Origin of the sequence: uncultured Mailhella sp., from assembly GCF_963931295.1 — a bacterium.
Lineage (GTDB): Bacteria > Desulfobacterota > Desulfovibrionia > Desulfovibrionales > Desulfovibrionaceae > Mailhella.
The window spans coordinates 612,776-633,751 of sequence record NZ_OZ007001.1; the positions used below are offsets into that span (position 1 = coordinate 612,776).

Genomic DNA, 20,976 nt, shown 5'->3' on the forward strand with positions numbered 1-20,976 from the left:
ACTCTCTACAACTCTCTGATGACCGCCGACGGCTCAATGGCCGAGGCCCGCACGGCGGCGTGCAGCGAAGCCAGCACGGCCAGAAGCTGCACGCAAAGAAACGTGAACGCGAAAAACGCGGGCGAAACCGTGCAGATGGCTTCTCCCCCGGTCTGCGCGGAAAACATCATGTCCACGGCATGCGCCGCCGCGCCGTAAAAGGCGAAGGCCAGCACACTGCCCGCGGCTCCGGTGGCCATGGCCTGCGCCACGGGATACGCCAGCAGCGACGAGCGCGTGAAGCCGATGAGCCGCAGCATGCCCATGAGCTTCCACTTGCGGCGCACGGCCGCCTGCGCCGTGCTCGCCATGAACGCAAAAAAGCCCGCGCAGGCGACAAGCGCAATGAGCATGATGACCGACGAGAGCGTGGAATCGATGCTCCTGATGTTGGCGATGTCGCGCGAGCGCGTCTTGACGCTCACATGCTGCGCTTCAAACCAGTCTTCGAGGGGTTCCACGTCGTCGAGCGAGCGGGCGTAGGCGCGGAACGAGGCAAAGTGCCGCGACTCTGCCGGCGGCAGATCGCCTTCAAAGCCCAGAAGATCGGAACTCACGCCGTCGCGGAAATCCTGCACGGCGGTGAGGGTGTTCATGTCCACGAAGGCGGTGTCCATGCCCGTGGCCGAGGGCGGAAGCACGCCCGTCACCACGAATTCCAGCGCGCGGCGCTGGAACCGCCCCGACGAAAGCCGCCGCCCGAGCGACGCCGAAACCTTGTCTCCGGGCGCGACCTTGAGCCTGTCGGCAACGCTGGACGAAAGCACGATTTCAAAGCGCTCCGGCGTGGATTTCGGCGAAGAGGCGCCGTAGTCCTCAAGCACGGGATCGCCCGGGGCCGAGGCTTCTAGCGTGACGGTCTGCCGCCGCTCGCCCGCCGAGAGCTGCAGTTCGGAAGCCACGTCGCGGGTGCGGCCGATGCAGAAGCGGCAGCCGGGCTGTTCGGAAACTTTGCGGATGAAGTCTTCCTCGAAGCCTGCGCCGCTCCCCCCGGAAGGAATGAGCACCAGCACGGCGGGATCGCGCATGAGATTTTCCCTGAGGCGCTCGATGACGCCCATGTGCACCCCGTGCAGGACGAGCAGCGGCGCAAGCATGCTGGCCAGGGCGAGCACGCCGCAGAAGGAGAGGCTGCGTTCGTGCAGCCAGTCGCGCAGGGCAAGACGCAGGGACAAAAACAGCAGACGGAACATCAGCGACCTCCGGCCTGATCGTCCAGAAAGGCGCTCAGGTGATCGCCTTCGCTGCGCACGACCACGGGCACTTCGCGGAAGGCGAACTCATGCACGAGGGACACGTCGTGCGACACCATGACCACCGACGAGCCGCTTTCCCGCACCACGTCGAGAAACAGTTTCATGACCGTGCGGGAGAGTCCGGGATCCAGGGCGGCGGTAGGTTCGTCGGCAAGCAGAAGGCGCGGCTGCGGCGCCAGCGCCCGGGCGATGGCCGCGCGCTGCCTCTCGCCTATGGACAGCGACGCAGGCTCCGCGCGGCGCAGCCGGGCGATGCCGAGGCGTTCCATGAGCGCGTCGGCGCGCTTTGCGGCCTGCGCGGGCTCCATGCCTGCGGCAAGCGCCGTGAGCTTCACGTTTTCCTCCACGGTCAGGAAGGGAAAGAGGCCGCCCGTCTGGAGCACGTAGCCCAGGTGACGGCGGCGCAGATCCGTGAGCGCGTCGGTTCTGCCCCGGCTCCACAGCCCGGCGACGTCCGCCTCTTTGCCGTCGAAGGAAAAGACGAAGGTTCCCGCCTCGTCGGGACGCAGCACCATGCCCAGAAGATCGAGCGTGGTGCTCTTGCCGCAGCCGCTCGGCCCGGTGATGGCGATGCTCTCCCCTTCCTGCACGGAAAAACGGCGGATATGGAGGCGGTAGCCCGCCCCCATGTCGCGCTGTTTGGTCACGTTTTCAAGATGCGCTATCATTACGGCAGCATGTCCAGCGGCACGCGGTACACCCATTCGTTGGTGTTGGGGGAACCGAAGCCCTCCCAGTGGGTGTTGTCGCGGTCGTATTCCTCATAGCGGCGCACGAGCCCCTTGAGGCGACGGATGAACTCCTGCTGCTGGCCGGTGCTCATGTCGGTCCAGTCCTCCTGACGCAGGCGCAGCACCTGACTCTTGTAGGGCAGACCGTCCAGCACTTCGAGCAGCACGCCCTTCTGGGCGAGGTTCGCTTCCGGATCCTTGTTGAAGCTCGACGGGTCGCGGCTCATCTGCGCGGCCGCCGATATGAGCTGTTCATAGAAGTTGAAGTGTTCGCTGTCCTGCAAAAACGCCTCTTCGGCCGTGGAAATGATGAGCTTGAGCTGCTTGCGCAGCTGGCTGAGCTGCAGCTTGGTGAGCAGCACCGCCGGATACACCGCAGGCACGGGCGCGCCGTTGGGATTCTCTTCCAGCGACGTGAGGTCGGAATCGGCAATCCAGGCGCTCACCACCTGCGGAGCCGTGGTGCCGCGGTTGTCGCCCACGAACTGAAGCTGCATGGCGTAGCCGATGGCCTCGGCCGTGCGGCGGGCCCGCTCTTCCGGCGAGGCGGACTTGGGCAGATCCTGCGTCTTGGGCTTGTTCAGCATGCCGCCCTTGAGCTGCTGTTCGGCAATGTTGCAGTAGGTTTCGGCAATGAGCTTGCCCACGGCCTGGAACTGACGCGCGCCTTCCGCGGGCGTGGGCGCGTTGATGGGAATGTAGCTCGAACGGTTGTTGCTCAGCATGGAAAGCGCGCGGTAGCTCTCTTCCGCGTAGGAATGATCCTTCTTGCCTGCGGGCGTCTTCACGTGAACGGCCGTGAGGAATATCTTGTTCGTGCGCAGGTAGTCGGCCATGCCTTCCGGCGACATGCCGGTCTTCGACGTGGGATCGCTCCCCGCAAGAGGCCCGGCGTCGGTGATGAGCAGCATGGTCTTGGCGTCCACGCGGTTCCAGCTCAAGGAATCCACGGCCTCCTTCACGCCGGCGAGGGAGTCTTCGTCGAAGGCGTGGGTGGACGCCTGACACTCCTCCACCTGATCGAGCATGCGCTCCAGCGACGAGCGCTCCTCCACCGTGGCGAAATCGCTCACGATGCGCGTGTTGTACTCGGTGGCCGGGCGCTTTTCCACGTTGCTGCGGAACGCTACCACGGCAATGGCCACCTTGTCCTTGGCGGGCGACTTCTGGAGTCTGTCGTACACCGTGCGAATGATTTCGCGGGTCTGATCGATGTAGGGCTTCATGGACTTCGTGGTGTCGATGATGAACACGATGCCCGTGGTCATGCCGTCGGAACCCTTGGCCTTTTCCTTGTCGGCGTCCTTTTCGGGATCCTTCTGCACGCCGGGATCGATGCAGGCCACCTGAAGAAGCTGCGTGCCGCTGTCCTTGAACTGATCGTCCGTGGAGAGCACGGGCAGAAGATAGAAGTTCTTCTGCGACACCTGTCCGTCCTTTTCCATGGGCTCGGCGGCAATGACCGGCAGATCCGCGGGCTTGCGCGCGCCGGGCGTGTTGAAGAGCTCCACGTACTGCGCCACGGTGTCCTTGATGCTGTCGGCCGTGCACAGATCCACGATGGCGTCGTGACTGCGGAAGAACAGCACCGGCTGACGTCCCATCTGATCGGTGAACACCATGGTGATGGCCTGCGGCCATTCGGTGGTTTCGGAGATCTTGAGCCAGCCGTCCGAACCGGTGGAGGACACGCCTACGCGCAGCATGTCGTTCTGCCGGGCGTACACGTAATAGGAAGTGAAGGTGCGCGGATTGCCCACCACCTTGGAGGCCGAGGCGTCGCTGTAGAGCTTTGCCCCGGGATGCGACACCACGCGCTGAAACACCGTGGTTTTGCCTTCCTGCACGAGAGGCTGCTCGGCCTGCGCAAGGCAGGGCGCGAAAAGCGTCAGCGCGCACAACATGGATGCTGCAATAACATGCTTCATGGGAAACCTACTTCATGTCCTTGAGCCAGGCGGCCGCCTCGGCGTTGCCTTCGGCCGCGGCCTTTTCCGTCCAGGCCTTGAGAGAGGCGCGGGCCTTTTCCCCGTCGGGCGACTTGCCGTAATAGTACCAGGCTTCCGCGCCGTCCTTGCTGATGCTGCCCCACGCCGGACGCGAGGGATCCACGCATTCGGCGTAGCGCTGCGCGGCCTGCGCATTGTCTTCGCCCGCAGCGTAGTAGTACAGGCGGAAAATGGCGTCCTGCTGTTCCGGCGTGTCGGCGTCGAGTTCGCTCGCAAGCTTCATGGCCGCCTCGGGATTGCGTTCCCCGACAAAGAACGAGGCCACGCGTCCCCTGGCGTCGGCGCGCATGGCCGCCTCTTCCGCGGCCTTCTTCTCCGCGGCAGCCTTTTCGGCCGCAGCCTTGTCCGCAGCCGCCTTTTCCGCCGCGGCTTTTTCAGCAGCGGCTTTTTCAGCAGCGGCTTTTTCAGCAGCGGCTTTTTCAGCAGCAGCTTTTTCAGCAGCAGCTTTTTCAGCAGCAGCCTTTTCAGCCGCCGCCTTTTCCGCTTCGGCCTTCGCCGCTTCCTCGGCCGCCTGCTTTTCCGCAGCGGCCTTCTTTTCGGCTTCGGCCTTCGCGGCTTCTTCCGCGGCCTTCTTCTCGGCCTCGGCCTTTTCCTGCGCCGCCTTGTCCTGCTCGGCCTGCTCGGCGGAAGGCTCGCTGCCGCCCTGCGTCATGAAATACGCGCCGCCGGCCGCAAGAAGCGCCACCACCACGGCCGCCGCAATGAGCGGCGCGCGGCTCTTGCCCTGCGGGGCCGCAGGCGCGCTGCCGCCCGCGTCAAGCGAGGGCAGCTCCTCGGAAGATCCGGCTTCCGCCGCGCCTGCGGCCTTCGCCGCCTCTTCCTCAGCTCTGCGCCGTTCCGCCTCTTCGCGTTCCTTTCGGCGCGCGGCCTCCTCTTCTTCGCGAAGACGGGCTTCCTCAAGGCGGTAATCCTTGATGGTGCTCGTGCCTTCCAGCCCGGACCAGCTCACATCGTAGGCGGGCATGTCGTCGGTTTCCGCCTTCACGCGGCCGTCCGCGCCCATGAGGCAGACGCGATACACGCCGTCGTCCATGCTGTCCACGTAGGCGGGCTGGAGCTCAAACGACACGCTCTCGCCCTGCACTTCGGGCTTCACTTCCAGAGCCAGCGCTTCCGGCGCGCCGCTCCAGTTTCTGTTTCCGCTCGCGCACAGATACTCGCACGAGTTCCCCGGAAAATGCCCCAGCGCAATGCTGTCGCCCTCTTCGTAAAAGGCGGCGTCGCCTGCTTCCCGCGTCAGCGTTACCCGGGCATAGCCCTGATTCATTCCGTCCTGTGTAAATTCCGCTCTCATGCGCTTGCCTGTTCCCCGTTAATCTGATTGATGATCCTGCCGAGCTTCGCGTTTTCCTCAAGATTGATCTTGAGCCCGTCGGTAAAGGTGACGTTGTCCACCAGCATGCCGTAAAACGTGGTGAGCCAGTCCTTGTACCACTGCTTCACGAAAGGCTTGAACGTTTCCGGCAGCACGGGATATCCCGTGATCTGCGGCTTGTCGCGGAACACCGTGACGTTCTGACCCCGATAGTTCACCACGCGCTGCGATTCGTTGCTTTCCGCGGGCTTCTTGCCCATCCAGCTCACGAAGTCGTTGAGCACGCCTATGGCGTAACTCGCCTGCTTGCGGATCTTGCTTTCCTTGGGCACGTCCACGGGCTGGGCGATTTCCCGGAACTTGTTCTCCAGACGCCCTTCGATGTTCAGACGGGCCACGGCCGCGTCGAATTCGTCAAGCACCGCAAGAAAGATGGTCTTCGGGAACAGGTAGTAGCTCGTGCATTCCGTGGTGTCGGCAAGCGAGCGCATGCGCATGCTCCACGCCTCGATGATGCGCTCGGCGTAGAACGAAAGCTCGTCCTTGTCCGCGGGCGAGGGTTCCTTTTTGCCGGGCGCGGCAGGCGCGGGCTCGTCGAAGAAGTCCAGAGGATCGACGTCCGACATGTCGAGCGTATCGGTCTCCGGCGCGCTTTCCGCCTCCTCCGGCATGCTGAACGACGACTCCCGATACTCGTCGAAGCTGCGTTCCGCCTCGCTGTACAGATAGTAGAGCTGCTCGGGAGAAATCTTGAAGTTGTTCAGCAGTTCGGGGAAGCGTTCCTGGAAGTTCGGATTCATGAACAGCTTGCCGAAGCGGCCGAACAGCGCCATCTTCTTCTTGAGCTCCTCCTCCTGATTGCCGGAATGATAGAACGGCGCAAGCGTGGCGTAGAGCGTCTGTCTTGCGGCATAGAGGGCGTTGGATATCTGACCGAGCTTGAGATTGGGATCGCACAGCGGCTGGAGGCAGCGCTTGATGTGCTCGATGCCGCCGTCGTTGGGATTCATGATTTCGTCGAAGGCCGTGGCCGGCGAGCGGAAATGACGCTGCACCAGCGCCGATTCGATGAACGCCTTGCGCAGCTCGTCGCGATACTGTTCCTTGTCCTCGCGCACGCCCGTTTCCCGGCCCTCGGCGTTGTAGGTCATCATGTTGTCCCAACGGATGTTCACGTTGCGCAGCATGTACAGATTGTTGAAGGGCTGATTCGGCGTCCATTCCTCCACCCAGCGGGTGTTCTGACTGTACGCTCCGGAGAAGTGGCCGAGAAACACGCCCTTCACCACGTCGTCCCAGCGGGTTTCAAACTTGGCGCCGCTCTTCTCCTCGAAGTGATGATCCGACTTCGTGAGAATGTAGAACAGCGCGGTCTTGGCGTGAACGCGGTCTTCCGGGGTCTTGCCGTGAGTGGCGGTGATCCATTCCTCCACGGCGGCGGGCAGGCCGGGCGTGTTGTCGGTGGTGGCCACGCACAGAAGCAGACTCGTCAGCTCGCGCTCGGCGTTGTAGCGCTGGAACAGGTACGCCACCTTGCCGCGGCGGAAGAACTGTTCCACCGCGCTGTCGGCGCGGCCCTTGTGCAGGTAGTCGCGGATGTCCGAACATTCCAGACGCGCCTTGTAGCCCGGGAAGTCCAGAAGATCGGTGTGATCGAAGTAGTCGGCGGGCTTGTGGGTCATCACGAGGGTGAGCTCGGCAATGACCGCCGAGGCGTTCTTGCGCGAAACCGCGGCCTTGCGGCCTTCGGGGGTGCACATCTGCACTTCGCCGCTCACGTGGGAGAGCGAGAAGTCCGTGCGGCCGAGGGTGTCCACGTCGATGATGCTCGCCTCGCGGGGCACGAGCGCGTCCATGGAGCAGAACGCCTCCTCGGCGTTGCCGAGACGCGCCAGATCCGAAGAGAGCGCCTGGAACATGTCGTTGAATTCCGGAATACCGTCCCAGATGATGCCGAAAAGCTTCACGCGGTCGTCGAGGGAAAGGCGCGGGGCAAGCGCAATGGCGTCGCGCCAGTACACTTCTTCGAGCGCGGCCGCGCGGCTCATGCCGCCGAAGGAATTGCTCACGTATTCGCGCAGCTCCTCCATGACGTCGAGCGTGATGTGCGCGCACGGCTGCCCGGCGCGTTCCTTGAGGGACGACACCGCGGCCTGAATGGCGGTCTTGTCCACCTTTTCCTTGTGGTCGCAGTCGCAGAAGTAGGAGTTGGCGAAAATCTTGACGAGCTCGGTTTCGGAGAGCAGGCGCACGTGCACCGGATACCCCGCCGGCATGTTGGCCGGGGGCGTCATGGTGAAGCGCGTGACGAGACCCGTGGATTCCTTGTTTCCGCCGGGGTTCAGATCCCGGAGGAAGTCGTAGGTCTGATCGCCGAAGGCGCAGCGCACTTCCTTGTTTTCATCGCGGGCGAGCGACGAGAGCAGGTAGGACTTGCCCGCCTGACTCGGTCCGAACACGCCCGCGCACATCTTGCGTTCCGCGGCGCGACCGAGCTTGCGCAGCAGCCTTGCCTGCTGGCGCAGCTTGGCGAGCACGTCTTCCCTGGACTTGCCGCACGAACGCACCCGCTCCTCGTTGCGCGCTATCCACTGCTGGGCCTGTTCCGCCGCGTCGGTAAGGCGTCTGGCCTCGGCAACAATCGTATCCTTATCCATAAAAAGGCTTCCTTTTCAAATGTGCTTTCGATAGGGGCATCAGAACAGAATGCCGGTGTCCATCCAGCAGCCTTCCTCGTCCTTCTTGCCCAGCGTGCGCAGAAGAATCCGCACCGGACGCCCGGGAACGCGGACCAGTTCCATCTGTCCGCCGTTCATGCGGCGTTCCTGCACGGCTTCGGGATCGCTGTAGTCGATCTGCGGTTCGTCCAGCTTGGCCTTGATGTCGCGGCCGGTTTCGGGAATGTCGTCGAGTCCCTCGTCCTGCTCGGGAATGACGAACTGCACCTTCACCTCGTAGGGCGTGTGTCCCTGCGCCGCGTGACGGGCCTCCTCGTCGGCGAATTCCATGCGCCAGCAGCGCGTGGCCGTCCAGCGCGGCACCTCGAGCTGACGGAAGCCTATGGTGATGGGCGCGCTGAATTCCACCACCTTGGTGTATTTGTCCTCGCCCTTGGCCTTGTCGGGATGCAGGTTCGGGAACCACACCTTTTCGCGCGAGAGCGAGCCCTGCACGTCGAGTTCGCCGATGTACTGCGCGGTGCTCTTGAGCTCCAGACGGCTCGAATCGAACACGAAGCCTTCGATGCTGTTTTCCGCAAGCGCGCAGAGAATGGCGCCCGTGACCACCGTGGTCTTCGGATCGGTGATGCGGCCCGTGTTGTTGGCAAAGGGATACCACGGTCCCACGCGGTAGGTGTGCATGGGAATCACGCGGTCGGGGGCCACCGGAAGCATGGCGAACACCTGACGCACCACCGCGTTCCAGCACGAGGGGCGGCCGGTCAGCAGCAGCGCGTCGCAGTCGTAGGCGCTTATGACCTCGCCCATGCCGTTGAGCACGGCGCTCACGCTGCCGCTCACGGCCTTGTCCACTTCGGAGCAGCGCACGTTGAGTTCCATGTCCATCACGTCGATGGCGATGCCGCAGCGGGTCTGAAGCGTTTCGTTGAAGAAGTCCACCACGGACTGCTGAGGCTGCGCCGCGCCGATGCCCGAACCTGCGCCGTCCTTGCCCCGGAACAGCGACCGCACCGACACGTTGATTTCGCCCGACACGTCGTGCAGATCCTTCTTCTCGTACTCGGCGAGGATTTCGTAGGCGATGGGCAGCGCCACCTGACGCAGGAACTGAATGCGGTTGTTCTGCACGCGGGTGTTGTCGCTCTTCTTGCCGAACATGTCGCGGATGGCCATGTCGGCGGCGCTCTTTTCCACGCCGCGCTTCACGAGGCCTTCCATGATGGCCCGGCACACGATGTCGGAAACCACGGTCTTGAGCACGTCGTCGCCGCCGAAGTTGAAGCCGTCGCGCATTTCCTGCTTGGGCCAGATGCGGTTCGTCGAAGACTTGTCGTTGGCGAGCACGTAGGTGGTCACGGAAAGATCCGTGGTGCCGCCGCCGATGTCGATGGTGGCCACGCGCAGGGTGGGCTTCACTTCGGTCTGGGCGGGGGCGAATTCCTGGGGAACCGTGCGCAGACGGCCCATGCTCTCGAAGAACAGATGCGCGTCGCCCTGATAGTTGCGGTTGATTTCGTTGTACAGGTACACGAGCTGCGTGCAGGTGGCCTCGTCCCAGCGGCAGCGGATTTCGGGATTCATGCGGAAGTCGCGCGTGCCGCCGTCGGCGGCGCGAAGGCGTCCGCCCTTGCCGGAGGGCGGTTCCGCGTAGAAGATCTTCTTCCAGCCGAGGGCCTCCCAGAGAATGTTCACGGCCGCGTAGGCCCAGCGGCGGTAGATGCGCTGTTCGGCAAAGGGCATGCCCGGCGGCACCGTGAAGATGATGCTGCGCAGACGGCGAGGCATGTCGGGATACGGACGGCGATAGCGCTGGGCCGGCGAGTTGATGGTGACGAGCGCCTGCTGAATGAGTTCCATGAACAGGAACATCATCATGGAGGAGCGGGAGAAGCGCGGCTGGTTGGCGGGCAGCGCGTCCTGATTGCGGCAGCCGGGGAGCGTGGCGTTGAACAGGTTGGCGAGGTAGCTCTTGGCGGCCGGAGCCTCGCCGGTAGGATTGAGCTCACGCACGCAGCTCACGGGCGTGCCTTCGTTGTTCAGGTAGCGGCAGATGGAATTCGAGGAGACGAGTTCCTCCCTGTCGGTGACGTTGGCCCGGTTGAAGTACCAGAGATTGCTCGACTTGTCCTGATCCCAGAGGTAGCGCTTGGGGCTGGTCATGCCCGAGGTGCCTTCGGCGTTGGAGGAAAGACCGGCCAGACGGCTGGCTTCCGGGCCGGTGCGCACGGGCGAAACCCAGGTGAAGGCGTTGCTCCGGCGGCCGGAACGCTTGCTGAAGGCCATGGAGCCGAAATCGGCCTTGGAAAATTCCACGCGCGTTTCAAAGGGTTCGGCGTAGAAGTTTTCGGGATGGCTCAGGTCGCGCAGCTGCAGGCGGTAGCTGTCGTTGAGATCGGTGATCTTGCTCGGCTGATTCTCCACCAGAATGCCGGTGCTGCGGGAATTGCCGATGTCGAGAATGAGATCCACGTCGATGGTGTCGGTGGACTGCGAATCCGACGCCTTGTCCTGCGTGCCGGAAAGGTTGACGATGCGCACGTTCAGATGGCCGATGGCCGCCTGAAGAAACTGCAGATACACGAGATAGGACGCCAGATAGTCCAGATGGTTTTCCTTCTCGCCGATGCAGCGGGGGCGTTCGTTCCTGTGGGCCCTGTCGAGGAAGTAGTCCTCCCAGAGCGAATGGAGCCAGCCGTCCACCCAGCCCTCGGTGAGGAACCAGGAATTGTCGCGTTCCCGGTCGGCGAGGGAGCACACGGCGCGGGCGGTGACGTCGTCGGGCGAGAGCGCGGCGTGACGGCCGTTCTGCGGCTCTTCCACCTGCATGTCGAAGGCCAGCACCACGCGCCAGTTGAATATTTCAGGATCGGCGGCCGAGGGCACGCGGGTCACGTAGGCGCGGGCCCAGTTGGTGGGGCCGGAGCGGAAGCGCGGCAGGCCGTCGTCGTGAACGTCGCCGGAATGCCGGAAGAACGGCACGGGCAGCCACTTGCCGAGCCACGGCCCGAAATGCTTTTCGGCCTGCACGGTGTAGTAGTCCTCGCCGAGGTACTCGCCCCGTCCGTCGGGATTGAGCAGGTAGCCTTCTTCGGGATCTTCCATGAGCTCGCACAGCTGCACGCTTTCCCCGTCTTTCTGTGCGCCGCCGTCGGGCAGGGAGACTTCCTGCTCCACAAAGGTTTTCTTTATTTTGCGCGCCTTTTCGGGCGGCAGCTCGAAATCGAGAAACTGCGGCAGCCCGTAAGGGATGAGACTTACCGTGTCCTTATATTCCGGCATTTGATGCATGACCAGGATCTCCTTCTACTTCAGGCGGATAAACGACGCGCCGTACCAGCTGATGCCGCCATTCTTGCCGTTGCAGAGTGCCTGACCGCCCTGGTCGTAGCACTCGATGTAACTCTTGTGATAGCCGGATCTGTTGTCCTTCGCGCGAAAATCGGACGTATTGATGCGCAGCACGCCCTTCTTGTAGGTGGCGTGGGCGGAAGCGTCGTAGCGGCGGCCCGAGAGCTCGCGCACCGCGGCCGTGCCCTTGCCGTTCTTGTCGAAGCGGAACTCCACCACCACGGGCTGATTGTCGGTCACGCGGGCAAGCCCGGTGTTGCAGCGCCAGTGCCCTTCAAGGAAGGACATGGTGTCGTCCTTGGGCGGCAGCGAAAGCGCGCTGCCCCGCGAAGACGAGGACGAGGCCGACTTCGACGACGACGCCTTCGACGCGGCGCTGCGGCTCTCCACCGCCGCGGACATCTTGCTCGACGCGGCCGCGCTGTTGTCCGAAAGCTGGGCCAGCATGCCGGCGATGTCCACGTTGCCGCCCGCCGCCTGACCGGAATCCGCCTGCGCCGAAGAGGCGGCCTTGTCCGCAGAGGCTGCGCCCGGAGTTTCGGGAGCCACGGGCAGCAGCTCTTCCATGTTCAGCTGCCGTTCCTGCTGATCCAGAGAATCCTTGGACACGAGCTGTCCGTCTTCCACGCGCGTCCAGCCGTTGGACACGTCGCACATGAGCTCGGACGACGCGCCCTTGCGGCATTCCATGAACGTGGGATAGTAGCCCTGACCGCTGCCGTTGTCGTAGGCGTCGGTCTTCACGCGCAGGGAGCCGTCGGGCATGCTGCCGGCCTCGGCGTCGGCCTTGAAGTCCTTGCCGGAGCCGTCGCGGATCACCGAGTAGCCGCGGCCGTTCTTGTCGAAATGAAATTCGAGCGCCACGCTCTGACCGTCGCTCTTGCGGGCCAGATCGCGACTGAAGCGCCAGTCGCCTTCCAGCGCGGACACCGGGTCGGAACCGGAAGTCGCGCGGGCCTTTTCGGCCTGCTCCATGACCACGGGCGGAAGTTCCGCGCCGCCGGAGGAAAGCTCGGCGTACTGCTGCGCGCCTGCGCCGGAAGAAGCGCTCTGACCGGCGCTCTGACGGGCCGCGCTCTTCTTTGCGCCGCCGGCCGAGGCCGCCTTGTCCGCGCGGCTTGAAGAGGCCTTCTTCGAGGGCTCGCCCATCAGGCGTTCGCCTTCCCAGGCGGAAAAGCCGTCCGTGCCGCGGCACAGCGCCGCGCCGTCGCTGTTTTCGCATTCCATGAATTCGGGATAGTACACCTGCGAGGACTCGGGATTCGTGTAGGGCGTGGTCTGAATCTTGAGCACGCCGTCGCTCATCGAAGCCGCAGCCTCGGCCGTGTGCCGCACGTTCTTGTCATCGGTGAACGCGGCAACGCCGCGTCCGTTTCCGTCAAAGGAAAAATCCGCGCGCAGTCTGCCGCCGTCCGGCCGCACGAACATGCGGTCGAAACTCCAGTCGCCCGCAAGGAACGACGCATCTTCCGCGCCTTCGGGAATGACCAGCGGCTCGCCCTTCACGTCGCTGCGCTTGTCGCCGGGGCGAAGTCCGGTCACGGCGTCGAGCGCGGCCTGATTCGCCGCATCTTCGGCGGCAGCCTGAGCGCCTTCCGCACTCTTCGCGTCGGCCTCGTCGGCCGCATTCTTCGCATCGGAGCCGTCACTTGCGTCGTCCTTTTCGGAAGGCAGCACCAGAGGCTCGCCTTCTTCGGCCTGCGCCGCATCATTCGCGGAGCTCTGCGCCTTTTGCGCCGCACTCTGCGCCTTTTCGGCAGCCTGCGCCGCTTCTTCCGCGGCCTTCTTTGCCGCATCGGCACGGCCGGACTCTCCGGCCTTCTTCGCCGCGTCCGCCGCCTTCTGCGCGTCTTCGGCCGAGCTTCCGGCCTCGTCGGCCGCCTGCCTTGCCGCTTCCGCCGCCCGGCGAGCCACGTCGCTCTGCTTTTCCTCAGCGCTCTTCTGCGCTTCCTCCGCAGCCTTGTTCGCCGCTTCCGCGGCCTGCTGCGCCGCTTCCGCAGACTTCAGCGCCTCGGACACCTCGCCGCCCGCGTCGGATTCCTGCGCGGCCTGCTCCTGCGCCCCGCCCTTCGAGGCCAGACGCAGACTGTTGGCAAACACCGGAGCAGGCATGATCAGCGACGCGGCCACGACGGCGCAGCCTATGGACTTCCACAACGCGCTCATTGCGCACCTCCTCCGACATTGATTTCAATATGCCAGGACTCGCCGTTGCTGTTGGTGCCGGTGCAGGACTTCTCGCCCTTCACGCACACCAGAGAAAACGGATGATAATTGTTGCCGTTCGGGCACACCATCTCGCTCATCTCGAACACCACCGTGTTGCCCGGGCCGTGCTTGGCCGCCACCGTGCCTTCGCAGGTCTGCGAGGGTTCGATCACGTAGCTCGTGCCCCTGCCGTCCTCGCCGGGAAAGTTCAGACGCAGATTCACGTTCTCGTTGTTCTCGTTGGCCAGCACGCCGTCGGCCTTCATGTCGCCCTTCAAAAACGCAAACGACGTGTCGGGCGCAGGCTCGTCCTTCTGATTCATGAAGAACCACGCCGCAGCCGCAATCAGCAGCACCACAATCGCCGCCACAATGGGAAGCAGCTTCGACGACTTCTTTTCCGGCTCCTTCTTCACTTGCGGGGCAGGCGCAGGCTCCGGCTTCGGCGCAGGTTCCGGTTTCGGCTCGGGCGCGGGCTGCGGAGCAGGTTCCGGCGCGGGCTTCTCCTCCTCAGGCACGGCAAAGGGCATGGCCGCCGGCGTCGGCGTGGGCGCGGGCTGCGTCTGCGCCTTGTCTTCGGCTATGGTCTTCTCTATCTGCTTGATGAGCTTTCTGCCTTCCTCAACCACGCTGCTGTCGCCTTCGGAAAATCCCCAGCCCACCAGAACCGGCTTTCCGTTCACCGCGTACAGGTATTCGATTCCCGGCACAAGCACCGCTTTTTCCAGAATGTCCGCATAGTTGCGGTACGTCTGACTCCGGGTTTCCGAACGCAGTCCCTCCGCGTAGCCGTGCAGAGACTCAAACATTTCCCGGAACCTTTGCAGCACCTGCTGCCGCTCCTCGCGGGGAAGCTCCATCACGCGCACGGCCTTGCCTTCGTCGTCGGCATACCAGTCAATGGTGCGTCCGCCGTCCACAGGCTCGGCAAACAGCGACAGGTAATCCTCGCCAAGCTTGCCGTCGAGCTCCAGAATGCTCCGAATCTGATGCAGCATCCTGTAAATATCGTTGCCGCCCACCTGCGCTACGGTCAGGCCGCTCCTCTCCGTTGTCGTGATGTAATTGTTTCCCATGACTCAATCCTTAATGATGCGGGCCTGGCAGACGACCCTTTCTGCAATACGCCCAAAGTCCCGTCCGGTGTTCCGGACGGGACCATAACGCCGCGCCTTTCGGCTTTCGGTTCCCGGAATCTCGATCAGGCGAGCTTGCCAGCCACGCCGAAAAGCTGATCCACGGACGCCATCGCATCCTGATATTCCTTTTCGGTCTGGCCCTTGGCCTTGTTCACGCGGTTGGCGTCGTTCTGCACCTTGGTCTTCTGGCTGTTCGTCGCGGAACGGATCTTCTGCAGATCCTTCTTGGCCTGGCGCTGCTTGGCCTTGGCCAGCATCTGATCTTCCTGTTCCTGCTGCTTGATGAACGATTCACCGTCGGCAAGACGTTCGTCCATTCTGGTCTGGCTGCCGGCCCAGTAGGTATTGATGTTCTCAATGCCGGCCTGGATTTCCTTCATGCGGGCAAGGAAGTCTTCCTTGGAAATCTTCTTCGCCTTGGCCGCCTTGCGCAGAGCCACAATCTGATCGCTGTAGCACTTGTAGGCTCTTTCCACGGACGCGCGTTCAATATCCCAGTCTCTGGCGTTCTCGCCGAGTATCTTCTGGTATTCCGCCAGACGTTCGTTTCTGTCGCTGATCTTGCTCAGGCGGGCCTGGAAAAAGCCCACCATGCCGCCGGCCACGGCTCCGGCCGCCGCACCAACCGCAGCGCCCTTCCAGTCGCCCTTGGCAATGCCGCCGATCACCGCGCCGCCGAGCGCGCCGAGCACAGCGCCCGTGGCCGCGCCCTTCACTTCCTGAGTGTTGTCCTGATCCTTGCACAGCTTGGCTATGGGATCATAGCATTCGGGATAGTACTGCGCCTGAAAGACGGGAGCCGTCTGTTTGGGACCGCAGCCGACCAGAGAAAAGGTCAGCGCTACAGACACGGCCCACACCAGGGCTTTGGACATTTTCATAAAAACCTCCTCCAAAAACAATCATTTAAACGCAAGAGCCCTGTCCCCCTGCGGAACAGAGCCCTACCGAACAAGCAGATCGCGCAGCGAGTCCTGCAGACAGTTTAACAACAATTCGTGGAGTTTTTTATAAGAAATCATATAATTTACCAATTTAATTATCTTAATGAAATATAAAAACATCTGATCCCTGCGAAATCCGCAAGTTTTCGGACCAACTGTTTTTTTATAATCACTACGAACAGAGCCGGTCAAGAGGCAACTGGACTTTTTTTTCGGTATGCGACGTCGAACTGCATCCGATTCCTCCTGTTTTCTCCAAAGTATCAGAGATTATTCTCATGTATTGATCCTCAATGCAGACGAGAGCCTGCCACACTTCTGTCCGAATTTGGCCGGAGTCTTTTGCCCTTGCTTCATCAACATCTCGATATAACAGTAAAAAAGAAACGCCGCACCGTTTTTTCCAGCAACGGGGGAAAAACGCGTCCTGCAGCACCGAACGCATTTGATCCTGCAATTGTCTGCAACGATGCCTCAGAAAGAACGGCGGCGTCTTCTGTTTGCCTCGCCTGTCCGGGCGACCTCCGCAAGACGCCGACAAGACATCCGGCCGTGCAGCAACGGCCGGTCTTGCCCGTTTCTGCCTCCCGCGCGAATTATGGCGTCATCGCCGCGCAAGGCGCTCCCTCCGCCCCTGCGCCGCCTCACACGCGCCCCGCTCCTGCCGCACACGCGGCTTCGTCTGACCCCGACGATTCCAGACGTGTGGAAAGACTCCCGCTCCACGCACGCTCGGCTTCGTGGGGAGGGCAATGGCTATGCCGGTACGCAGTAGCCCCGCTCCCCCGCACGGCTTCGTCCGCGAACTCTTCAACCTGCGCCTTTTCCAAGGCCCGGAAAGCCTCTGCCGACCGTGCTCCCGCCCCCTCAAAAAAAACGCCCCGTTCCCAGACTCGGGCATTTCTGCCGCTCCGCGCCTCCGTCAGGTGCAGGAAAGATCGTGAGGGCTTTTCCGAAAGCGGCAGAGACCGCCCTCCTTCCACGAATGTTTTCCGCAGGGCGGGGCACTCCTCATGTGGGCCGCTCGCCCGCACCGTAGAAGATGTTTTTCCGCATGCGCAGGACGGACAGCTCATCGAACGCCGTTTGATCCGTTGTTTGCCAAGAGCACGGAGCTACAGCTCCGTCCGCTCACAGGACGAACCGGTCTTCCCCGAAGGCGCAACACCTCATTCCGCGACATTCCCATTTTTTCTTCCCCCCTGCTCTTGACATATTTCAATTCATGTTGAACTATTCCCCCATGGAAAGCAAAAGTGCCAGCAAAATCTTTGAAGCCCTCTCGTCGGACGTGCGTCTCGACGTGTTCCGGCTTCTTGTAAAAAACGCGCCCGACGGTCTCGTGGCCGGCGACATTTCGCGGCTTCTGGACATTCCCGCCACCAACCTGTCCTTCCATCTCAAGGCGCTGGTGCAGAGCGGGCTCGTCACCGTGGAACGCGAAGGCCGCTACATGCGCTACAAGGCATCCATCCCGCTCATGCTGGACATCATTGCCTACCTCACTTCGGAATGCTGTTCCGACAATCCGGAGTGCTGCCGCAAGTTCCGCAGGGAAAGTCACATCGATCCCTGCTTTCTGCCCGAACGCTGAGGGTCCGCCCTTCTTTCGCGCAGTATATTTCAACAGTTCAACAACTATCATTTTAAAGGAGCTTTTTCCATGCGCATGACAGACGGCCGCGAGCCTGAACGCGGCACGGACGACAAGGAAGAAAAACGCTGGCTTCTGCGCTACGGCGCGACGATCGTCGTGCTGGCGGCGCTGTGGTGGACGGCCTATTCCTGCATTCAGGGCGCGGCGGCATGGGTCGTGTACGATGCTCTCGGCCTTGCGCGCAAGTCGCACCTCGGCGCGTCGCTGGAGTTCTTCCTTTACGACACGGTGAAGATTCTGCTTCTGCTTATCGCGCTCATCTATGTGATTTCCTGGCTGCGCGCCGCCCTCAACGCCGAGCGCGTGCGCGACTTTCTGGCGGGAAAGAAGCGCGGCATAGGCTACGCGCTCGGCGCCATGTTCGGCGCCGTCACGCCGTTCTGCTCCTGCTCCAGCGTGCCGCTCTTTCTCGGCTTCACCACGGCGGGCATTCCCATAGGCATCACCATGTCGTTTCTCATCACCTCGCCCATCATCAATGAGATCGCCGTGGTGCTGCTCTGGGGACTGCTCGGCTGGAAATTCACCGTGGTGTACGTGGCCGCAGGCCTTGCCGCGGGCATGATCGGAGGGCTCTTCATGGATTCCATCCGGGCCGGGCGCTGGCTCCAGCCCTTCGTGCTCGACGCCATGAAAACGCCCGTCATTCCCCTTTCGGGCGGAAGAAAGCGGCTGACCGTGCGTGCGCGGCATACGTTCGCCCTCAGAGAAATGATCTCCATCTTCCGCCGCGTCTGGAAATGGGTCATCGTGGGCGTGGCGCTCGGCGCTGCCCTGCACGGCCTCGTGCCCGCCAACTGGTTCGCCGAAAACCTCGGCGCGGGCGAGTGGTGGACCGTGCCCGCCGCCGTCATCGTGGGCATTCCCCTCTACTCCAACGTCACCGGCATCGTGCCCGTCATGGAAGGCCTCCTCACCAAGGGCATGCCCATAGGCACCACCATGGCCTTCTGCATGTCCGCCGTGGCCGCCAGCATCCCCGAAGTCGTCATGCTCAGACAGATCATGACCGCAAAACTCCAGGCCGCCTTCATCGGCTACCTGTGGGTGGTCTTCACCCTCACCGGCTGGCTCCTCAACGCGCTGTTCTAAGAGAGAGTTTGCGGGGGAAGGGGAGCCCCTTTTGAAAAAGGGGCTCCCCTTCCCCCGCGCCCCCCATCCCCTTCCCCAAAACTTTTCATTTCTGCCGTCAGGCTTCGCCTGCCGTCAGTCGAAGCGCAACTACCGAGCAAAATTTCGGAGAAAGTCGATCAATGAGGCACTGAGAAACGTGCAAAGAAGCCTCGAAACTTTCCCCGGCACTCCCTGAATCCCCGTTCCTCCCTGCCGCGTCTTTTGCGGACGCGACTACAAACTCCCAATGAAGAGGTTGCCATGATCATCAAAGTCTTCGGCCCCGGCTGCTCCAAGTGCAAGGAAACTGAACACATCGTCCGCGAGGCCGTGGAAGCCTCCGGCATGACCGTCACCGTGGAAAAGGTGACCGACCTGCGCGACATGATGGCCGCAGGCGTTCTTTCCACCCCCGCCGTCTCCATCAACGGCTCTCTCGTCTGCTCCGGCCGTGTGCCTTCCAAGGAAGAGGTCGTCTCCTGGATCATGACCGCAGCGGAAAAGGCATAACTGTTCCGCGGGGAAAGACGAACCGGTTCCGCCTTTCCCCGCCGGGCAGGAAAAGTCCGCGCCGAAGCGACGCAAATCTCCGCCCCTGTCCCGACACTTCGGCTCTCGCCACGCGTCCGCCTCCGCTTCCGGCAGTTTCTGAAAACGCAGTTTTTCCGAAAGGCTGCCGCCTCTCCGACCGGCAATGTCGTCCGGCACTAAGCGGCAAGGCTGCGCCGTCCGGCAGAGGCATTCCTCCCGTTCAGCACAGAGCACCGCATGAAAAAACGCATTCTCTTTCTCTGTACCGGCAACAGCTGCCGCAGTCAGATGGCCGAAGCTCTCGCCCGTCTTCTTCTGCCCTCGCTCGAAGCCTTTTCCGCCGGCTCCGCCCCGGCGCAGTGCATTGATCCGCTGGCCCGGGAAGTCATGGCGGAACTGGGAGCGGATCTTTCCCGACAAAAGCCGAAGGGCATCGACGATCTGCCCGCCGCGGACTTCGACCTGATCGTCACGCTCTGCGGCAACGCCCGGGAAAGCTGTCCCGTTTTTCCCGGAGGAGGCATGATCGTTCACCGGGGCTTCGACGATCCTCCTGCGCTGACCGGAAAAGTCGGCAGCCGTGAGGAAGAGCTGACGGTCTACCGCAGGGTACGCGACGAAATCGCCCTTTTTCTCCGCTCATTTCCCGACAATTTTCCCTTTCTTTTCCGCTGATCTTCAACGCTTCGGCAGGACTTCCCATGGTCAGACGCCTTTTTCTCTCCGTTTTTTCCGTTTTTCTGCTGTACTCTTCCCCCGCCTGCGCCGGGGAGGTTCCCGTGCCCGGCAGGGTCACCATGGTCGACATCGGAGCAGGCACCTGCATTCCCTGCAAAATGATGGCTCCCGTGATTGAAAAGGTGAAGGGACTTTACGAAGGCCGGGCTGAAATCGTCTTCATCGACATGCGGAAGGATCGCGAAGCGCCCGAGAAATTCGGCATCAGCGCCATTCCCACGCAGATATTCCATGACGGCAGCGGAAGGGAGCGTTCCAGACACGTCGGCTTCCTGGATGAAGCGGGCATACGGAAGATCCTGGACACCCTGCTTTCGGAAGCCGACGGCGCTTCCGCGCGCTGACGCTCGGCAGGAACGGTTCTTGCGATGTTCAACGACTTTCTCCTTACCATCAACATGTGGATGGCCGACTCACTCGGCTACGCACTCGTCGGCTGCTTTCTCTGGGGCGTGGTGAGCGTGCTGTTCAGCCCTTGTCACCTGGCGTCGATTCCCCTCATGACCGGGTACGTGGCCGGGCAGGAACGCCCTCTCTCAGGAATGGAAGCCGGAACCTACGCCGTCGTGTTCAGCGCGGGACTGTTTCTGTCCATCGCCGTCGTGGGGCTTGCCTGTTCCATGCTCGGGCGCATGCTGGGCGACGTGCCCCCGCTGTGGGGCCTGCCTGTGGGCGCGCTGCTCGTGTGGCTCGGCCTCGACCTCATGGGCGTGACGGCATGCCGCCTTCCGGGCAAGGGCCTCGGGCGCTTCTCCCTGCGCGGCTACCGGGGAGCGTTCGTGCTCGGAGGCACCTACGGCATACTTTCCGGCGCATGCACCTTCGGCTTCATCGCGCCCATTCTCGCCATCATCACCATGCAGCAGCGCGTGGCCGAAGGACTCATGCTCATTGTCGTCTTTGCCGCCGGGCACTGCCTGCCCATCGCCCTCGCGGGGAGTTCCGTGGCGCTCTGTCAGCGCCTCGTGGAATCGAGAGGCATGCGTACCGCCTCCGCATGGGGACGCCGTGCCGCCGGACTTCTCGTTGTGGCCGTGGGCCTCTACTTTCTTGCAACGGCGGTGACGGGCATGCCGGGAATGAACTGACGCCGCCTTGCATGCCGCCGGGGCGAGAACGCCTCCCGTGCAGGGGCAGGACGTCTGCCCGGGCCCGCCCTCGCCCATAGCTTCGGGCATAATCTTCCCGTTCACCCTGTCCTGCCGATCCGGCGAAGCCGGGAGGCAGAAACAGGGGGGCGCGGGGGGGAATTATTTCCCCCGCATGC

Annotated in this window: 15 protein-coding genes; 6 read left to right on the forward strand and 9 right to left on the reverse strand. The window is 62.8% G+C overall.

The window, feature by feature from the left end; translation table 11 throughout:
* Window positions 1–5 precede the first annotated feature (5 nt).
* From ABGT79_RS02425 to ABGT79_RS02465, 9 genes are all read right to left on the reverse strand, one after another.
* Window positions 6–1,232 carry an FtsX-like permease family protein gene (locus ABGT79_RS02425; protein WP_346664852.1) on the reverse strand — a complete coding sequence of 409 codons (1,227 nt, stop codon included), beginning with the start codon at window positions 1,230–1,232 and terminating at the stop codon, window positions 6–8.
* Window positions 1,232–1,963, reverse strand: coding sequence for an ATP-binding cassette domain-containing protein (locus ABGT79_RS02430; protein WP_346664853.1), 732 nt, complete (start codon window positions 1,961–1,963; stop codon window positions 1,232–1,234). The genes ABGT79_RS02425 and ABGT79_RS02430 overlap by 1 nt, the downstream gene beginning before the upstream one ends.
* Window positions 1,963–3,954: a vWA domain-containing protein gene (locus ABGT79_RS02435; protein WP_294485236.1), complete on the reverse strand. Its 1,992-nt coding sequence runs from the start codon at window positions 3,952–3,954 to the stop codon at window positions 1,963–1,965. The genes ABGT79_RS02430 and ABGT79_RS02435 overlap by 1 nt, the downstream gene beginning before the upstream one ends.
* Before the next feature lie 7 nt (window positions 3,955–3,961).
* The gene (locus ABGT79_RS02440) at window positions 3,962–5,302 is read right to left on the reverse strand and encodes a hypothetical protein (RefSeq protein ID WP_346664854.1); all 1,341 of its coding nucleotides are present in this window, start codon (window positions 5,300–5,302) and stop codon (window positions 3,962–3,964) included.
* A 23-nt stretch (window positions 5,303–5,325) separates the two neighbouring features.
* The gene (locus tag ABGT79_RS02445; protein ID WP_346664855.1) at window positions 5,326–8,007 is read right to left on the reverse strand and encodes a virulence factor SrfC family protein; all 2,682 of its coding nucleotides are present in this window, start codon (window positions 8,005–8,007) and stop codon (window positions 5,326–5,328) included.
* Window positions 8,008–8,046: 39 nt separating this feature from the next.
* The gene (locus tag ABGT79_RS02450) at window positions 8,047–11,319 is read right to left on the reverse strand and encodes a virulence factor SrfB (protein WP_346664856.1); all 3,273 of its coding nucleotides are present in this window, start codon (window positions 11,317–11,319) and stop codon (window positions 8,047–8,049) included.
* A 15-nt stretch (window positions 11,320–11,334) separates the two neighbouring features.
* Window positions 11,335–13,545, reverse strand: a complete 2,211-nt coding sequence (locus ABGT79_RS02455; protein WP_346664857.1) for a hypothetical protein — start codon at window positions 13,543–13,545, stop codon at window positions 11,335–11,337.
* Window positions 13,542–14,663, reverse strand: a complete 1,122-nt coding sequence (locus ABGT79_RS02460) for a hypothetical protein (RefSeq protein WP_346664858.1) — start codon at window positions 14,661–14,663, stop codon at window positions 13,542–13,544. Before ABGT79_RS02460 ends, ABGT79_RS02455 begins: the two co-directional genes overlap by 4 nt.
* A 125-nt stretch (window positions 14,664–14,788) precedes the next feature.
* Window positions 14,789–15,607, reverse strand: a complete 819-nt coding sequence (locus ABGT79_RS02465; protein ID WP_294485249.1) for a YMGG-like glycine zipper-containing protein — start codon at window positions 15,605–15,607, stop codon at window positions 14,789–14,791.
* Between the two features lie 1,288 nt (window positions 15,608–16,895).
* Between ABGT79_RS02465 and ABGT79_RS02470 the strand changes: the two genes are divergently transcribed.
* The 6 genes from ABGT79_RS02470 to ABGT79_RS02495 all read left to right on the forward strand — a co-directional run bounded on the left by ABGT79_RS02470 (window position 16,896) and on the right by ABGT79_RS02495 (window position 20,797).
* Window positions 16,896–17,264 carry a helix-turn-helix domain-containing protein gene (locus ABGT79_RS02470; protein ID WP_346664859.1) on the forward strand — a complete coding sequence of 123 codons (369 nt, stop codon included), beginning with the start codon at window positions 16,896–16,898 and terminating at the stop codon, window positions 17,262–17,264.
* A gap of 69 nt (window positions 17,265–17,333) precedes the next feature.
* Complete coding sequence (locus ABGT79_RS02475) at window positions 17,334–18,419, forward strand: permease (protein ID WP_346664860.1); 1,086 nt, start codon at window positions 17,334–17,336, stop codon at window positions 18,417–18,419.
* Between the two features lie 282 nt (window positions 18,420–18,701).
* The gene (locus tag ABGT79_RS02480; RefSeq protein WP_346664861.1) at window positions 18,702–18,950 is read left to right on the forward strand and encodes a thioredoxin family protein; all 249 of its coding nucleotides are present in this window, start codon (window positions 18,702–18,704) and stop codon (window positions 18,948–18,950) included.
* Window positions 18,951–19,208: 258 nt separating this feature from the next.
* Window positions 19,209–19,646 carry an arsenate reductase ArsC gene (locus ABGT79_RS02485; RefSeq protein ID WP_346664862.1) on the forward strand — a complete coding sequence of 146 codons (438 nt, stop codon included), beginning with the start codon at window positions 19,209–19,211 and terminating at the stop codon, window positions 19,644–19,646.
* A 26-nt stretch (window positions 19,647–19,672) separates the two neighbouring features.
* Window positions 19,673–20,053 (forward strand): thioredoxin family protein, encoded by a 381-nt coding sequence (locus ABGT79_RS02490; RefSeq protein ID WP_346664863.1) that lies wholly within the window; start codon window positions 19,673–19,675, stop codon window positions 20,051–20,053.
* A 24-nt stretch (window positions 20,054–20,077) separates the two neighbouring features.
* On the forward strand, window positions 20,078–20,797 hold the full coding sequence (locus tag ABGT79_RS02495) for a cytochrome c biogenesis protein CcdA (protein WP_346664864.1): 720 nt from the start codon (window positions 20,078–20,080) through the stop codon (window positions 20,795–20,797).
* Window positions 20,798–20,976: the final 179 nt, after the last annotated feature.

Bases quoted from the DNA above. Each gene is read 5' to 3' on its own strand.
- ABGT79_RS02425 (WP_346664852.1), bottom strand. From the start codon at position 1,232: ATGTTCCGTCTGCTGTTTTTGTCCCTGCGTCTTGCCCTGCGCGACTGG.
- ABGT79_RS02430 (WP_346664853.1), bottom strand. From the start codon at position 1,963: ATGATAGCGCATCTTGAAAACGTGACCAAACAGCGCGACATGGGGGCG.
- ABGT79_RS02435 (WP_294485236.1), bottom strand. From the start codon at position 3,954: ATGAAGCATGTTATTGCAGCATCCATGTTGTGCGCGCTGACGCTTTTC.
- ABGT79_RS02440 (WP_346664854.1), bottom strand. From the start codon at position 5,302: ATGAATCAGGGCTATGCCCGGGTAACGCTGACGCGGGAAGCAGGCGAC.
- ABGT79_RS02445 (WP_346664855.1), bottom strand. From the start codon at position 8,007: ATGGATAAGGATACGATTGTTGCCGAGGCCAGACGCCTTACCGACGCG.
- ABGT79_RS02450 (WP_346664856.1), bottom strand. From the start codon at position 11,319: ATGCATCAAATGCCGGAATATAAGGACACGGTAAGTCTCATCCCTTAC.
- ABGT79_RS02455 (WP_346664857.1), bottom strand. From the start codon at position 13,545: ATGAGCGCGTTGTGGAAGTCCATAGGCTGCGCCGTCGTGGCCGCGTCG.
- ABGT79_RS02460 (WP_346664858.1), bottom strand. From the start codon at position 14,663: ATGGGAAACAATTACATCACGACAACGGAGAGGAGCGGCCTGACCGTA.
- ABGT79_RS02465 (WP_294485249.1), bottom strand. From the start codon at position 15,607: ATGAAAATGTCCAAAGCCCTGGTGTGGGCCGTGTCTGTAGCGCTGACC.
- ABGT79_RS02470 (WP_346664859.1), top strand. From the start codon at position 16,896: ATGTTGAACTATTCCCCCATGGAAAGCAAAAGTGCCAGCAAAATCTTT.
- ABGT79_RS02475 (WP_346664860.1), top strand. From the start codon at position 17,334: ATGCGCATGACAGACGGCCGCGAGCCTGAACGCGGCACGGACGACAAG.
- ABGT79_RS02480 (WP_346664861.1), top strand. From the start codon at position 18,702: ATGATCATCAAAGTCTTCGGCCCCGGCTGCTCCAAGTGCAAGGAAACT.
- ABGT79_RS02485 (WP_346664862.1), top strand. From the start codon at position 19,209: ATGAAAAAACGCATTCTCTTTCTCTGTACCGGCAACAGCTGCCGCAGT.
- ABGT79_RS02490 (WP_346664863.1), top strand. From the start codon at position 19,673: ATGGTCAGACGCCTTTTTCTCTCCGTTTTTTCCGTTTTTCTGCTGTAC.
- ABGT79_RS02495 (WP_346664864.1), top strand. From the start codon at position 20,078: ATGTTCAACGACTTTCTCCTTACCATCAACATGTGGATGGCCGACTCA.